This is a genomic window from Pseudoalteromonas sp. SWN29 (assembly GCF_015864465.1).
GTDB lineage: Bacteria > Pseudomonadota > Gammaproteobacteria > Enterobacterales > Alteromonadaceae > Pseudoalteromonas.
The window spans coordinates 1-647 of sequence record NZ_JADYXE010000150.1 but is presented as its reverse complement, the minus strand read 5'-3'; the positions used below and the strand labels follow the sequence as shown (position 1 = coordinate 647).

The window sequence follows — 647 nt, the reverse complement described above, 5'->3', positions numbered from 1 at the left end:
CTACAAATTCGAACAAAGAAGGTTCGTTTTTAATGAAGTTAACCGTAACCTTACCGTCTCTAAATGTTTGGTGCTTTAAAATATTATCTAAGAACGCCATATTGCTTTCTACGCCTCTAATACGGAACTCTGCCAATGCTCTACGCATTTTACGGCAAGACCCATCTAAGGTTCTACTAATTGCAGAAACCTTAACAAGCATAGAATCAAAAAATGGAGAAATACGTACTCCTTGATAAATACTACCAGCATCTAAACGAATACCAAAACCGGAAGCACTTCTATAGGTTGTAACTACACCATAATCTGGTTTAAAATCGTTTGCAGGATCTTCTGTTGTAATTCTACATTGTAAAGCATAGCCCGTAATCTTTACAGATTCTTGATCCTGTATTTTTATTTGCTGATCTGACAGTTTGTAACCACGTGCAATAAATAGTTGTTCTTTTACTAAATCTATATTGGTAATCATTTCTGTTACCGTATGCTCTACTTGTATTCTTGGGTTTACTTCTATAAAGTAAATACTACCATCGTCATCTACCAAAAACTCTACTGTACCTATATTATTATAGTTTACAGCTTTACAAATATCTATAGCGTACTTATACAAACTATCTCTAGTTTCTTGTGGCAAGCCTATAGAT

General features: G+C 34.2%; 1 protein-coding gene. It reads right to left on the bottom strand.

Annotated elements, in window-relative coordinates:
- Positions 1-647 (bottom strand): ATP-binding protein (locus tag I6F53_RS20220; RefSeq protein WP_442960601.1); only part of this gene is annotated, 647 nt, incomplete at both ends.